Source organism: Streptomyces sp. VNUA24 (assembly GCF_029167005.1).
Lineage (GTDB): Bacteria > Actinomycetota > Actinomycetes > Streptomycetales > Streptomycetaceae > Streptomyces > Streptomyces scabiei.
Genome location: NZ_CP119143.1, coordinates 2,180,051 through 2,193,811 on the forward strand (window position 1 = coordinate 2,180,051; position 13,761 = coordinate 2,193,811).

Genomic DNA, 13,761 nt, shown 5'->3' on the forward strand with positions numbered 1-13,761 from the left:
GCCCGGTCCCTGTCCGGGTACGCCGGACGCGGGCTACCGTCGACGGCATGCCCCTGACCTTCGACGACCTCCTGCACCGGGCCGCCTCGCTGGCCCGCCCCGGCCGCAGGACCCTGCTCGGTATCGCCGGCGGCCCCGGCGCGGGGAAGACGACCCTCGCCGAGCGGCTCACCCGGGCGCTCAACGGCGACGGTGAGCCCTGGGTCGCCCATGTGCCCATGGACGGCTTCCATCTGGCGGACGTGGAACTCGACCGCCTCGGCCGCCGGGACCGCAAGGGCGCGCCGGACACGTTCGACGCGGCGGGGTACGCGGCCCTGCTGGAGCGGCTGCGCCGGGACGAGGACGACGTCGTGTACGCGCCGGGCTTCGAACGGACCCTGGAGCAGCCCGTCGCGGGTTCGATCCCCGTGCCGCCGTCCGCCCGGCTGGTCGTCACCGAGGGGAACTACCTCCTGCTGGAGACGGGTGTCTGGCCCCGGGTGCGGTCCCGGCTCGACGAGGTCTGGTTCTGCGACCTCGACGAGGGCGAACGGGTGCGGCGGCTGGTGGCCCGGCACGAGGAGTTCGGCAAGGGGCACGAGGAGGCGGTCGCGTGGGTCGCCGGTTCGGACCGGCGCAACGCGGAGGCGGTGGCGGCGACCGGACGGCACGCCGACCTGGTGGTGCCGGCGTCGGCGATGCCGGCACCCCTCCGGACATGAGACAGCCCGGCGTCGTCAGGAACGCCGGGCTGCCGGTGCGGGGGCCTGCGATCAGGCGGGTGAGGCGTGGTCCGCCCCGGTCACCCGAGGAGGGCGGGCCGGTGGGCGCGCAGGGCGAGGGTGAGGGTGTGCGGGCCCATGCCCCCCAGGTAGACACGGTTCCCGGTGGTGGCGTCGGTGCCGCCCACGACGGTGTGGTCCTGGCCCGGGTCGTACCGCAGCACCTCGCCCCGGTCCGGCCCGGCCAGCGGCTCGCCCGCCTCGACGGCGACCTCGACACGGATCTCGTCGTCACCGGCCCGGTAGGTCATCGGCCCGGCCGTCAGGCACCAGCGGTCGTCGCCGATCGGTACGGCGCCCTCCGGCGTGCCGCCCGGCCGGAAGGTCAGTTCGAGGGCCCAGGGCACCCGGGGGCCGCTGATGTCGATCCGCAGGTCGACGCCGTCCTCCCGCAGCTCGGCCTCGACGGTGGTCGTGTGGGAGACCTCGTCCCGGGGGCGGTCCGGGAAGGCCATCGCGGCCGAGAAGCGGCCCTCGTCCACCAGCCGGTAGTCGCCGTCGTCCCGTCGCCGGTCCTTCGGGAGCGGCTGGTAGTAGGCGGCGGTGAGGGTCTCGGTGAGCCGGTACCGGTTCTCGGCGAGCCGCTGCGTCCGCGCGGCACGGAAAGGCCCCAGATCGAAGAAGCCGCGGGTGAGGCGGACCGCGTCGAGGACGGCGTCGCCGGCGAACAGGCGCAGGAAGGTGGGGTTGCAGGCGAGTCCCGAGCGGATGCGCCGCTGCGCGGGTACGTCGGAGCCGCCGTACACCACCGTGTGCGCGGTGGCCGAGGCGCGGGCGGCCAGACGGGCGGTGGGGAGGTACCGCTCGCGCGGAAGGGTCTCCGCGGCTGGGGCCGGCAGGGCGCGGCCCAGTTCCGGGGTGAGGAGGGTCTGGGCGAGCAGGTCGGGGTCGTCGATGCCGTCGGCGGCCGCCAGCCGTGCCGCCCGGGCGAAGTCGCCCCGGCCGGTGCGGATCGCGAGCAGCCGGTAGTGCGGCAGGTAGGGCGCCAGCGGGAACGGGGCGTACTGGTCCTGCCGCCGTGACAGAACGGTCTCCACGGTGCCGTCGGGCCTGATGAGGTCCAGGGTGGTGGCGAGATTGTGTTCGACGGCGTCCAGCAGGTCGGCGCGGCCGAGCACATCGGCGAGGAGCAGCAGGGACGGGTTGGACACGTGGGCCGCGTAGTTGGCGCTCCGCTCCGAGTACAGGCCGTCCCGGTCGATGTCGACGCCCTCGGTGAGCCACTCCTCGACGCGGTCGAGCAGCCGGTCGTCGGGGAAGGACCGGTGCAGGCGGGCCAGCGCCGCGCACAGCTCCCAGCGGTGGTTCGGGGTGTGCACCCCGCCCGTCAGGAGGCTGTCGAGGGCGGCTCCGGCGATCTCGGCGAGGGCCGACGCGGCCTCGCGCAGTTCCGGCCCTCCGCCCGTGGCGAGGACGTGCGCGTCGCACACGTCGTTGACGGTGAACGCGGAGTCCGGCGGGGACTGCACGTTGTCGCCGCCGGCGAAGAGGCCGGTGGCAGTCTGCGTGGCCCGCAGGGCCCGCAGGTGTGTCATCGCGGCGGCGACGGCCCGCTCGCTGCCGTGCAGTGCGGAGTCCGGGGACCGGTGGGCCGCGAGCAGGGTCTTCACCCGCCGCGCCAGACCGCGGTGCGGCACCGCGGTGGGTTCCTCGTCGGGGCGGGCGGCGAGCGGGGCGGCCGCCCGGTCGGCGGCGCGGGCCGCCGACCGGACGAACTCGGGGTCGAGCGGGGTGGGCACGATCAGTCCTTCAGTCCGGCGTTGATGTCGGCGCCCATGACGTAGCGCTGGAAGACCAGGAAGACGGCGATCAGCGGGATCATGGAGATGACCGACGCGCCGAGCAGGACCGACCAGTTGATGTTCTGCGCGCCGACGATGCTCTGGATGCCGATCTGCACGGTGAACTTGTTGGGGTCGTTGAGCATCAGCAGCGGCCAGATGTAGTCGTTCCACCGCCACTGGAAGGAGAGGATGGCGAGGGTCAGCATGATGGGCCGGGAGATCGGCACCATGATCCGCAGGAAGATCGACAGCTCCCGCGCGCCGTCGATGCGCGCGGCCTCCACGAGTTCGTCGGGAACCGTCAGGAAGAACTGGCGGAACATGAAGCATCCGGTCGCGGTGAGCACCGCCGGGAGGATGATGCCGGCGAACGAGTTGTAGAGGCCGAGGTCACGGACCACGAGGAACGAGGGGGCGAGCATGACCTCGCCCGGCAGCATCGTGGTGGCCAGGATGCAGAGGAAGAAGGCCTTCAGCCACCGGTTGTCGTACTTGGCCAGCGCGTACCCGGTGCAGCAGCTGACACCGACCGTGAGGATCGTCGTGATCACGCACACGATGGCCGTGTTGATGAAGTACTGCGAGAAGTTGGCGCTGTCCCACGCCGCCTCGAAGCCCGACAGGGTGGGGTTGCGCGGAACCAGGGTCAGCGGATAGGAGAACAGGTCGCTGGCCGGCTTGAAGGAGCTGAGGATGAACCACAGCACGGGCAGCCCGTACAGGCACGCGAGGATCCACAGCAGGGTCGTCGCGGACACGGTCTGCCGCAGGCCGCCGGTGGCGGCGCCGCGGGGCCGCTTCTTGGAGACGGGCCGTGCGGACCCGGCGTCGACCGGGCGGGGGATGTCTGTGGTTGTCATCGGTTCTCCACCCGCCGGTTGACGATCAGCTGAATGATCGCGACGGCCATCAGGATGAGCATGAGCACGAACGACGCGGCGCTCGCGTAGCCGATCTGGCCCCGTTTGAAGCCGGTCTCGTAGATGTACTGCACGAGGAGGTTGTTCGATGTGCCGGGGCCGCCGTTGTTGAGGGCGACGAACACCGGGTATTCCTTCATCGCGTTGATCGTGTTGAGCAGGATGACGATGAACGAGGTGGGGGCGATGCTCGGCAGCGTGATGCTGAAGAACTGGCGCCAGGGGCCGGCGCCGTCGAGCGAGGCGGCCTCGTAGTAGGACACCGGTACGTTCTTGATCGCCGCGATGAACAGCAGCATCGAGAAACCGGTCCAGGCCCAGGACGCGGCCATCACGACCACGATCAGCGACAGGTCCGCGTTGGACTGCCACGGGACGGCGCTGCCGCCGAACTGCTCGATGATGTAGTTGACCAGCCCGAAGTTCTCACCGAACAGCCAGCGCCACAGGACACCGACGACGATGGGCGACAGGAGCCAGGGGATGAAGAAGATGACGCGGGCGACCGACCCGCCCTTGGCGTGCTTGCTCACCAGCAGGTTGGCGGCGAGCAGCGAGACCCCGAAGTTCAGCGGCACGAAGAGCACGGCGTACAGCACGGTCCGGGTCAGCGCGGCGTAGAAGGTGGAGTCCCCGAACAGGTTGTGGTAGTTGTCCAGTCCGATGAACTGGAACGCCCCCACTCCCGTGTAGTTCGTGAAGCTGTAGATGAGCCCGATCACCGCCGGCCAGACGAAGAACAGCGAGAAGAGCACGACATTGGCCGCGATGAGGACGAGCGGTGCAAGGGTGTACTTGCTCCGTCTCCTGGGCGGGCTCGCGGACACGGCCGAGGCGCGTTTTGTCATCTTCCTGACTCCGTGCTGGTGGAATGGATTGCTGCGGGCTCATCGGCGTGAGCCCCGCGGGCTCACCCCCTGAGCCCGGCACTGCGTGGGCGCCCGGGCCGGGCGGCGGCGGCGTCTGGACCCCGCCGCCCGGCCCCTTTCGCCTACGCTCAGCCGCCGACCTGCTGGTTGTAGCCGGCCACGATGGCCTCCAGTGCCTTGTCGGCCGACTGCTGGCCGTTGATGGCCTTGCCGAGTTCCGTCTTGGTCGGGTCCTCGGTGAGGCTCTTGCCCTTCAGCACCCAGTTGGTCTGCGCGCCGTTGAAGTAGCCGGAGATGGGGTCGTACAGCGGGATCGACTCGTTGTAGAGCTTGTACGCCGCCTGCGCCGCCTCGGACTTGAACGGGTACGTCGGGTTCAGACCGCTCTCGACCGGCAGGAACCCGGACGCCTCGCACAGCGTGCGGTAGTTGTCGGGCTCGTACAGCCAGGACAGGAAGTCCTTCGCGGCGCCGGCCGCGTCGGCGTTGTTGTTGAAGCCGACGATGTTGCCACCGGCGTTCACGTCACTGGCCTGCACCGGCTGGGCCGGGGTCGGGACGCTCGCCCACTCGAACTTCTTGATGCTCTCGGCGAAGGCGGGCACCTGCCACACGCCGGACCAGTAGGCGACGACGTCACCGCTCTGGAACATCGCGGACGGGTCGGCGCCGCTGGTCCACACCGACTTCGGCATGGTCTTGTCGTCGTTCCACCCGACGAAGGTGTTCACGGCCTTCTTGGTCGCCTCGTCCACCGAGAACTTGCCGGAGTCGTCCGCGTGGACGTACTTGCCGCCCATCTCGTAGACCATGGCGCGCAGCCGGGACGGCGACTGGTCGAAGGTCAGGGAGTACTTGGCCTTGGTCTTCTCGCGGACCTTGTTCGCCGCCTTGATGAACTCGTCCCAGGTCCAGGTCTTGTCGGGCGAGGTCGGGTAGTCGACGCCGGCCTTCTCGAAGAGCGACTTGTTGATGAACATGCCGGACGCGGTGACGTCCGAGGGGATGGCCAGCACCTTCCCGGACGAGTCCTTCGCCAGGAAGTTCTGGTTGATGTTGTTGCTCTTCTTGTCGGCGATGGACTTGAGGTCGATCAGCTTGTTCGACCAGATCGGGTCCAGCGCCGGCACGGCGGCGACGTCGGGCAGGGAGTTGGCCTGCGCGGCGTTGTGCAGCTTGGTCGTGTAGCCGTCGTAGGGGATGTTGACGAGCTTGACCTTGACGCCCTTGTCCTTCTTGTACTGCGCCACGACCTTCTTCCAGCCCGCGTCCTGGCCCGGAACGGTGGAGATCCAGAACGTCAGCGACTTGGAGGTGCCGCCGGAGTCGGAGCCGCCTCCGCAGGCGGAGAGCAGCAGGGTCGCCGCCGAGACACCGGCAGCGAGGGGAACCAGGCGGCGCATACCGCCGCGGCCGAGTCGGCTTGAGCGCCGCACACCCACAGTGGTCATCTTCGATCCCTTTTTTTCGGTAGGGGACGGAGCACGGCGCCGACCGAGGCGGCACGGGTGCATTGTGCAGGAAGGCTGCTTTCCGGGGGCCACGGCCTCGCCCGGCCGCGTCGTCCTCACGGGGCGGAATCCCCGGCCGTACCGGCCGTCACCGCACGGGCACGCCCTCGTGCGGTTGCCGTACATCGAGACATCGAGTACGGGCGGGAGGCTCACCCCAAGTCGGCGTCCCGGCCGACTTAGAAAGCGCTTGTCCGGACATTGGCAGATGGCGGTGGAGTCCGTCAATGCTTCACCGCCGCACCTCCGGTCACGGTTTGGATTCCCCGGGCCACGGCCAGCCGACTGGCCCCCACCACGGTGCCACTGTCGCCGAGCGCGCTGCTCACGACCTCGGTGGGCCAGCTCAGCCGGGCCAGTTCGGCCCGTACGCCGGGCAGCAGCCGGGGCTCGGAGCCGACGGCGCCGCCCAGCACGATCAGGCCGGGGTCCAGGACGGCGGTGGCCGCGGCGGCGAGTCTGCCCACGTCGGCGGCGTGCCGGCCGACGACGGCGCACGCCGTGGCGTGTCCGGTGTCGGCCAGCGCGAACAGCCCGGCGACCGTGTCGGGGCACACGCCGTCCACGCCCCGCCAGGCGTCCGCCGCCCGGCGCAGCAGGGAACCCGCTCCTATGTGGGCCTCCAGGCCCTCGTGGCGGGGTTCCCGGTCCGCGTCCCACGGGTACGGCAGCCGGGCCACCTCACCGGCGGCCCCGTTCGCGCCGCGCAGCACATGGCCGCCGATGACGACACCGAGACCGATACCGACGCCGATCCGCAGGTAGCCGAAGGTGTCCCGGCCCCGGGCGGCGCCCTCGTGCAGCTCGGCGAGGGCGGCGCAGTTCACGTTGTTCTCGACGTGCACGGGCACCCCGGGCGGGAGGGCCACGGTCAGGGCGTCGAAGATGGGGCCCGCCTTCGCGGTGGCGGGCCGTACGGCGGTGCCCTCGCGGCTCTGGACGGTGACATCGCCGACGGCGACGACGATGGCGCGCAGTGGCGCGCCGGGCGCCAGGCCGCCGAGGGCGTCCGCGACCACGTCGACGGTGTCCGCCCGCAGCCCGGTGCCCTCCGCGAGGAGGGTGCCGTCCAGGGCGCAGACCCGCACCCGGGTGACGCTCGGCCCGAGGTCGACGGCGAGGACCGCGCCGGCGGCCCGTCCCAGGTCGTACACGGCCGCCGACCTGCCGGTTCCGCCGGAGAGCGTGCCGGAGTGCGCGGCGAGACCAGCGGCCTCCAGCTCGGCCACGGCGGTGGAGACGGTCGGCTTGGACAGGCGCGCCCCGGCGGCCAGCTGGGGGCGGGTGGCGGTGCTCGACGCGGCCAGTACGGCGAAGACGGCGCGGGCGCTCTCGCTCAGTTGCATGGTCTCCCCAGTCGTGCCGCGGTCATCCGGCCGCACGGTCGTGCGGTATCCGGCGTCGTAACCCTTGACGCACCCTAATTCGTTAGTTAATTTCCTAACGAAGTCAAGCGGTACTCGTCTGCCGCATCCGCCGAGGCCCGTCCCGGGGCTTCCCTAGCACCCCCCACAGACCCTGTGTGTCCTGGCACGGTTTCGCCCAGCCGTCGCTGCGCCCATCGCAACGCAACGACGAAAGAGGCCTCACGTGCCGGACTCAAGGCCCGTCGCGGTCGGTATCGACGTGGGCGGCACCAAGACCCATCTCCGTGCTGTCACGGGGACGGAGTCCGTCGCCGATCACCTCCGTGCCAGCCGTGGCTGGCGGCCGCACGACCCGGCGGCCGCGACCGCATGGCTGGCCACGCTGGTCGAGGAGGTGCTGCCCGCGCACACCCCCGTGTCCGCCGTGGCCGTCGGCGCCCATGCCTGCGAGACGCCCCGGCAGTGCGAGGGGATACGTCTCGCCCTCCAGGAACGGCTTCAGGTGCCGTGCCTGGTGGTCGGTGACGCCGAGCTGCTGGCTCCCGCCGCCGGTTTCGACCGGGGGGTGGGGCTGGTCGCGGGCACCGGTTCGGTGGCCGTCGGCCGCACCGCGGACGGAACGTCCGTGCAGGTCGGCGGCTGGGGCGCGGTCCTCGGCGACGAGGGCGGCGCCGCCGGTCTGGTCCGGGAGGCGTGCCGCGCCGTCTGGGCCGCGCACGACCGGGGCGAGGCACCCGACGCGCTCGCCGGCCGGCTGACCGCCGCCTTCGGGGTGAGCGAGGTGCCGGCGCTCGGCGGGGCCCTGGAGGCCGCCACGGCGATGTCCGCCGACTGGGGCCGGCACGCCCCGCAGGTGTTCGAGGCCGCCGAGGAGGGCTCCGTCCTCGCCCGCCGGGTCATCGCCGAAGGGGGCCGCGCGCTCGCCTCGCTCGTGGCCCGGCTCGCGGCCCGCCAGGTGCCCGTCGACGACGTGGTGGTGGCCGGCGGGACGATCCTCTCCAGGCCCGCCCTGTACTCCGCATTCGCCGAAGCGCTCCTCGACGCTGTACCGTCCGCGCGACCGCATGTGCTCCAAGTGCCTCCGGTCGAAGGGGCGTTGGCACTCTCACGTACGCTCCTCCGACCGGTCACCCGCTGATCACCGTCCGGTCGCCGACCGGACACCGACCGGACATGCGTCCACCCCACGCTCAGCCCGCACCCGATCACCACCTCGCGAAAGGAGCGGCGCTCCATGCCGTCATCCGCCGGGCACCACACTCTCGACCGCCGTGTCTTCCTCAGGAACTCACTCGGCGTCACGGCCGGCCTGATAGCCGCTCCGACCGTCGTGAACCTGTGGCAGGCCCCCGAGGCCAAGGCCGCCACCGCGTTCGCGGCCTTCGTCGACGACTACAGCACCAACACCACGGCGAACCAGACCGCCGGGACCAACGCCGTCATCCGCGCGCTCGGCGGCTTCGCCGTGATCTGGAAGACGGGCGGCGCCTGGAACACCGGCACCCCGCTGCTGCCGGAGATCCTGCGCGACAACATGCGCTACTGCGCGCGGCTGACCGGCCGCCGCACGGAGGCGCAGGCCCGTGAGGCGTTCGTCTACGACCGGCAGCACCAGAGCTACGCCATGATCGGCGGCCTCGGCCCGCTGGCCGACCTGTACCGCACGGGCGCCAAGGCGGTCACCTCGATCACCGCCGCCCCCGAGGGCATCCCCGCGACCAAGATCAACGACGCCGTCCCCGCCGGCGCGCCGGCCGGCTCCACGCTGGGCGCCGGCTCGTACGACTCGGACCTCGGCCTGGTGGCCAAGCTCGTCGACACCGTGCGCGGCGACTTCACCTCCAGCAACCCGGCCAAGTTCAGCTTCCAGTACCCGCGGCCCTGGCGGATGAACGAGGACAGCCAGGTCGTCGACACCGGTGAGAAGGACGCGCTGGGCTACCCCGTCTACGAGTCCGACGTCGTCGTCGTGAAGCAGCTCCTGCGCCAGCGCAGCGAGGTCCCGGCCGAGGACGGGGGCTTCCCCAGCGGCCACACCAACGCCTTCCACCTGGCGGCGCTGGCGTACGCGTACGCGGTCCCCGAGCGCTTCCAGGAGATCATCACCCGCGCCTTCGAGCTGAGCCACACCCGGATCATGTCCGGCATGCACTCCACGGTCGACGTGATGGGCGGCCGCATCATGGCCACCGCCCTGGCCGCCGCCGTGCTGCACAAGCCGGAGAACACCGCGCTCAAGGCCGCCGCGCGCAAGCAGGCCGCCGAGTACTTCCAGGCGAGGACCGGCACCACCGCCGACACGCTGTTCGCCTACGCGCACTCCGACGCCGCCGACCCGTACGCCGACCGCCTGGCCAACGCCCGCCTGGTCGAGCCGAAGCTGACGTACGTCCTGCGCCGGCGCGGCGCGTCCGAGGGCATGACCGTGCCGAAGGGGGCCGAGGTCCTGCTGGAGACGCGGCTGCCGTACCTCGACGCGGCGCAGCGGCGCGAGGTGCTGCGCACGACCGCGCTGCCCTCCGGGTACGTCCTGCTGGACGGCTGGGAGCAGTGGGGCCGGCTCAACCTGTTCGCGGCGGCGGACGGCTACGGCGCCTTCGACACGGACGTCACCGTCACCCTGGACGCCGCGCTCGGCGGTTTCGGCGCGGCCGACGCCTGGCGCAACGACATCGACGGCGTGGGCGGTCTCGTCAAGCGGGGCAGCGGCACGCTGACGCTGACCGGCGCCAACCGCTACAAGGGCGGCACCGTCGTGGAGGCCGGTGTGCTCGCGGCGGGCTCCGACGAGGCCCTCGGCCGCGGTGACGTCCGGGTGAAGGGCGGCACGCTGGCCACGGGCGGGCACACCGTGCGCGTGCGGGGCGACTACACGCAGGCCGGTGTCCTCGACGTGACGCTGGGCCGGGGCGTCGGCCCGGCGCTGGACGTGGACCGGCGCGCGGCCCTGGAGCACGGCAGCAAGCTGGTGGTCCGCTTCGACGCGGCGCGGGCGCCGCGGTCCGGCGACACGGTGGCGGTCCTCGGGGCGCGGTCCGTGCAGGGCCGGTTCGCCGAGGTCTCCGTGGCCGTGGAGGGCTGGACGGCCGAGCAGGTCTTCACCGCGCACGGGGTGTCGGTCCACCTGCGGAAGAAGTAACCCACCGCACCGCAAACGGCTGTCGGGGGTGGCGCGAGCCGCCCCCGACAGCCGTTCACAGGCTCGGCGGCAGGGCCTGCTCGGCCCAGATGGTCTTGCCCGCGCCGCTCGGGCGGCTGCCCCAGCGGTCGGTGAGCTGGGCGACGAGGAGCAGGCCCCGGCCGCCCTCGTCGAAGCTGCGGGCCCGGCGCAGATGCGGTGAGGTGCTGCTGGCGTCGGACACCTCGCAGATGAGGGTGCGGTCACGGATCAGGCGCAGCTGGATGGGGGCGCCGCCGTAGCGGATGGCGTTGGTGACCAGTTCGCTGACCACGAGTTCGGTGACGAAGGCGGCCTCCTCCAGACCCCAGCGGGTGAGCTGGTCGGTGGCCAGTTTGCGTGCGTTGGCGACCAGCGCCGGGTCGTCGGTGAGGTTCCACACGGCGACCTGTTCCGCGTCGAGCGCGCGGGTGCGGGCCAGCAGCAGGGCCACGTCGTCGGCCGGGGTGTCGGGCAGCAGCGCCTTCAGCACGGTGTCGCAGGCGCGCTCCAGACTGCCCACCGGTCCTTCCAGCGCGGCGCACAGGGCGCGGGTGCCGGTGTCGACGTCACGGTCGCGGGCCTCGACCAGACCGTCGGTGTAGAGGGCGAGGACGGACCCCTCGGGCAGCGCCAGGTCCGTCGCCTCGAACGGCAGCCCGCCGACGCCGAGCATCGGTCCCGCCACCACCTCGACGACCTCCACACCGCCGTCGGGCCGCACCACCACGGGCGGCACGTGTCCGGCCGAGGCGATGGAGCAGCTGCGGTCCACCGGGTCGTACACCGCGTAGAGGCAGGTCGCGCCGATCTCCCCGTCGCCCGTGTCGTCACCGGCCGCCAGGTGCTCCACGAGGTCGTCCAGGTGGGTGAGCAGCTCGTCGGGCGGCAGGTCGACGTCGGCGAGCGCCCACACGGCCGTGCGCAGCCGGCCCATGGTGACGGAGGCGTGGATGCCGTGCCCGACGACGTCCCCGACGACCAGCGCGACCCGGGTCCCGGACAGCGGGATCACGTCGAACCAGTCGCCGCCCACCCCGGCCTGGGACAGCGCGGGCAGATAGCGGGAGGCGAACTCGACGGCCGCCTGTCCGGCGACCGTCTTCGGCAGCAGGCTGCGCTGCAGGGCCAGCGCCGTCGTCCGTTCCCTGGTGTAGCGGCGGGCGTTGTCGACGCAGACCGCCGCCCGGCTGCAGAGTTCCTCCGCGAGGGACATGTCGTCCTGGTCGAAGGCGTCGGGGTGCTCGGGGGTCAGGAGGCGGACGAAGACGGCCACGCCGAGCGTGGTGCCGCGGGCGGCCAGGGGGACGGCCATCAGGGACAGGTCGTGCTCCTCGGCCTCCCGGAGCCTGGCGGAGCGGGCACCGTGCCGGGCGAACCAGGAGTCGAGGGAGTGGTCGCCGGTGCCGGTGAGCACGGGCTCGCCGGTGAGCAGGGCACGGGCGGGCGGCGAGTCGGGCGGGTAGACGTCGGCGGAGCCGAGCCCGATCGCCGCCTCCGGGACGCCCGGTGTCGGGGAGTGGTGGGCGGCACGGCGCAGTCTGATCTCGCGGCCCTCCGGGATCACCTCGGGTTCCTCGCCCTGCAGCACGGACTCCAGGAGGTCGACGCTGGCGAAGTCGGCGAGCCGGGGCACGACCAGCTCGGCCAGTTCGCGGGCGGTCCGGACGACATCGAGCCGGGTGCCGATGGATCCGGCGGCCTCGTTCAGCAGGGCCAGGCGCTGACGGGCCCAGAACTGCTCACTGCTGTCGAACCCGGCGAGCGCGGTGCCGATCAGCTCTCCGGCCCGGTCCCGCACGGGCCACATCTCGAAGCTCCAGGCGTGCATGCGCCGGCCGGAGGGCGAGCGGGTCCAGCTCTCGTAGTGGACCGGCTGCCCGGTCTCCACCACGATCTCCAGGTGGCGCAGGAAGCCCCGGCTGTGCTCGGCGTCCTCCACGGTGTCGGGGAAGTACTGGTGCCGGAACTCCTCCTCGGGCTGGCCCATCACCCGGCACGCGAAGTCGTTCATGCGCAGATAGCGCTGCCCGGTGTCGAAGACGGACATGGACATCGACGCCTGGGTGAAGGCCAGCTCCCCGAGGCCGCGCTCGGCCGGGCCGGGAGACGCCTGGACGACGAACCGCCGCTCCCGGCCCGCCCCGCCCGCGAGCGGGCAGATCCGCAGGGCCACCTTCTGGCGCCGCCCGTCCCGGTAGACCAGGTCCACCACTGTGTCGCCGTCCGTCAGCAGCGTCCGCCACACCGCCGCCGCGTCCCCGTCGACGAGGTCCGCCGCCGGCCGCCCGGTCACGTCCCCCGCGGCGTACCCGGTGAGCCGCCGGGCCCCTTCGCTCCACCCCGCGACGAGGCCGCGCGCGTCGACCACCGCCATCGCCTCGCCGGACCTGGCAGCCCGCGACGCGCCGGACCCCTTCGTCACCATATGGCCAGGATGGTCCGTCCGGGGCGGGGCAACAACCCGGGTCCCGCCGGTGACGTACCGGGGTGCGGCCCCGCCACGGGGCCGCACCGGGCCGCACCGGGTCGCACCCCCTAGAGGGCGGTACGGGACTCCAGGTCCTGGCGGGTGTCGTTGCCGTAGACGCCCGTCTCGTCGCCCCGGATGCCGTACCAGAGCTGGAAGCGCGCCACCGCGTCCTTGAGTACGCCGTCGTACTGTCCCGAGGTCGAGCCGCCCGCGTACACGTCGGGGATGCGGAGCAGGCGCTGCTGGAGTTCGGAGACCTGAGGCCCGCTGTCGCCCTCCCGGAGGGTGCCGGCGCCGTCCGGGTCGACGGCGTCGTTCCGGACGGGGGCGGAGACCTCGGGCGCCGGGGCCGAGGGCGTCGGTCTGGGGGTGACGCTGCGCGCCTCCTTCTCGGTGTCGCCGCCGGGCAGCAGGAGCGCGGCACCGAAGCCGAGGAGGGCCGCCGCGCCGACGCCGACGACCACCGCCGCGCGCTTCAGGCCCGGTCCGCCGCCGGGCGCCGGCCGGCGTCGCCGCCGCTCCTGCCGCCGCCCGGCGCGGGGCGGGACCGTGCCGGAGCCGAAGTCCTCGCCGACCATGACCGGGGGCAGTTCCTCGGTCTCGTACTCCAGCCGGGGCAGGATCCGCTCGGGGGCGGGCCGCTCCGGGGGCGCGGGCGGAGGGGCGGGCGCGGGTTCCGGTGCCGGACTCGGCGGTACGGCGACGGTCTCGTACTCGTCCTGCCGGGCGGCCTCCCCCTTGAACTGCTCGAACTCCCGCAGCAGCTCGGCCAGGGCCTCCGTCCTGCGCCGGCGCATGACATAGGTCGGCTCGATCGTGGGACGCTTCGTCGTCCTGCCCGGCTCGGGCGGTTTCGACACGCTGTTCTCCTTCCGTGCACGCGGTCTCCCGCCATCCCCGAGAGGAGATACGGGCG

At 72.5% G+C, this 13,761-nt stretch carries 10 protein-coding genes; 3 read left to right on the forward strand and 7 right to left on the reverse strand.

The features are described 5' to 3' along the window. Positions 1-47 precede the first annotated feature (47 nt). A complete protein-coding gene (locus tag PYR72_RS09075) occupies positions 48-704 on the forward strand; it encodes a nucleoside/nucleotide kinase family protein (protein WP_275454821.1) in 657 nt (218 codons plus the stop codon). Positions 705-784: 80 nt separating this feature from the next. Here PYR72_RS09075 and PYR72_RS09080 read toward each other — a convergent pair whose 3' ends face one another. The 5 genes from PYR72_RS09080 to PYR72_RS09100 all read right to left on the reverse strand — a co-directional run bounded on the left by PYR72_RS09080 (position 785) and on the right by PYR72_RS09100 (position 7,194). Continuing rightward, positions 785-2,503, reverse strand: coding sequence for a hypothetical protein (locus PYR72_RS09080; RefSeq protein ID WP_275454822.1), 1,719 nt, complete (start codon positions 2,501-2,503; stop codon positions 785-787). A gap of 2 nt (positions 2,504-2,505) precedes the next feature. After that, complete coding sequence (locus tag PYR72_RS09085) at positions 2,506-3,408, reverse strand: carbohydrate ABC transporter permease (RefSeq protein WP_275454823.1); 903 nt, start codon at positions 3,406-3,408, stop codon at positions 2,506-2,508. Next, positions 3,405-4,316: a sugar ABC transporter permease gene (locus PYR72_RS09090; RefSeq protein WP_275454824.1), complete on the reverse strand. Its 912-nt coding sequence runs from the start codon at positions 4,314-4,316 to the stop codon at positions 3,405-3,407. Before PYR72_RS09090 ends, PYR72_RS09085 begins: the two co-directional genes overlap by 4 nt. A gap of 149 nt (positions 4,317-4,465) precedes the next feature. Then, complete coding sequence (locus PYR72_RS09095) at positions 4,466-5,788, reverse strand: extracellular solute-binding protein (protein WP_275454825.1); 1,323 nt, start codon at positions 5,786-5,788, stop codon at positions 4,466-4,468. Between the two features lie 284 nt (positions 5,789-6,072). After that, positions 6,073-7,194, reverse strand: coding sequence for an ROK family protein (locus PYR72_RS09100; protein ID WP_275454826.1), 1,122 nt, complete (start codon positions 7,192-7,194; stop codon positions 6,073-6,075). Positions 7,195-7,438: 244 nt separating this feature from the next. Between PYR72_RS09100 and PYR72_RS09105 the strand changes: the two genes are divergently transcribed. Then, positions 7,439-8,353: a BadF/BadG/BcrA/BcrD ATPase family protein gene (locus PYR72_RS09105; RefSeq protein WP_275454827.1), complete on the forward strand. Its 915-nt coding sequence runs from the start codon at positions 7,439-7,441 to the stop codon at positions 8,351-8,353. A gap of 96 nt (positions 8,354-8,449) precedes the next feature. Continuing rightward, positions 8,450-10,354, forward strand: coding sequence for a phosphatase PAP2 family protein (locus PYR72_RS09110; RefSeq protein WP_275454828.1), 1,905 nt, complete (start codon positions 8,450-8,452; stop codon positions 10,352-10,354). 55 nt (positions 10,355-10,409) lie between these two features. Here PYR72_RS09110 and PYR72_RS09115 read toward each other — a convergent pair whose 3' ends face one another. Together PYR72_RS09115 and PYR72_RS09120 are read right to left on the reverse strand one after the other, a co-directional pair. Next, a complete protein-coding gene (locus PYR72_RS09115) occupies positions 10,410-12,800 on the reverse strand; it encodes a SpoIIE family protein phosphatase (RefSeq protein ID WP_275454829.1) in 2,391 nt (796 codons plus the stop codon). A gap of 110 nt (positions 12,801-12,910) precedes the next feature. After that, positions 12,911-13,705: a peptidoglycan-binding domain-containing protein gene (locus tag PYR72_RS09120; protein WP_275454830.1), complete on the reverse strand. Its 795-nt coding sequence runs from the start codon at positions 13,703-13,705 to the stop codon at positions 12,911-12,913. Positions 13,706-13,761 lie beyond the last annotated feature (56 nt).

Excerpts from the sequence above, each read along its gene's own strand:
- PYR72_RS09075 (WP_275454821.1), top strand. The coding sequence starts at position 48 with ATGCCCCTGACCTTCGACGACCTCCTGCACCGGGCCGCCTCGCTGGCC.
- PYR72_RS09085 (WP_275454823.1), bottom strand. The coding sequence starts at position 3,408 with ATGACAACCACAGACATCCCCCGCCCGGTCGACGCCGGGTCCGCACGG.
- PYR72_RS09090 (WP_275454824.1), bottom strand. The coding sequence starts at position 4,316 with ATGACAAAACGCGCCTCGGCCGTGTCCGCGAGCCCGCCCAGGAGACGG.
- PYR72_RS09095 (WP_275454825.1), bottom strand. The coding sequence starts at position 5,788 with ATGACCACTGTGGGTGTGCGGCGCTCAAGCCGACTCGGCCGCGGCGGT.
- PYR72_RS09100 (WP_275454826.1), bottom strand. The coding sequence starts at position 7,194 with ATGCAACTGAGCGAGAGCGCCCGCGCCGTCTTCGCCGTACTGGCCGCG.
- PYR72_RS09110 (WP_275454828.1), top strand. The coding sequence starts at position 8,450 with ATGCCGTCATCCGCCGGGCACCACACTCTCGACCGCCGTGTCTTCCTC.
- PYR72_RS09115 (WP_275454829.1), bottom strand. The coding sequence starts at position 12,800 with ATGGTGACGAAGGGGTCCGGCGCGTCGCGGGCTGCCAGGTCCGGCGAG.